Here is a 243-nt window from a genome sequence, read left to right on the forward strand (position 1 = left end):
GCAGCCCTTCGTGTGTCTATATAACCCGCTCATCGGGAGCTTATCGCAGGATTACGTTCAGTCGTCGCTGTCACGCATCCAGCTGGCCTCCTTGAGCCATGGCCCCAGCTGGCGGAGCTGGAAGGCGCGATCGCGCGCCCACTCGTCACTGCCGACATGCGCCGTGCCGCCAGGCGCTTCTCCCAGCACGTCGTCCGGAAACTTCAGGCTGTCACGGCCCTTGATCTGCAGCGAGTAACACCG

Annotated in this window: 1 protein-coding gene; it reads right to left on the reverse strand. The window is 63.4% G+C overall.

The window, feature by feature from the left end; genetic code table 11:
• Positions 1-57 precede the first annotated feature (57 nt).
• The coding region (locus tag R0J88_RS22785; protein ID WP_410901289.1) for a hypothetical protein at positions 58-243 on the reverse strand (186 nt) is incomplete at its 5' end.

The sequence above is a fragment of the Pseudoalteromonas sp. SIMBA_162 genome (assembly GCF_046535955.1).
Taxonomy (GTDB): domain Bacteria; phylum Pseudomonadota; class Gammaproteobacteria; order Enterobacterales; family Alteromonadaceae; genus Pseudoalteromonas; species Pseudoalteromonas marina.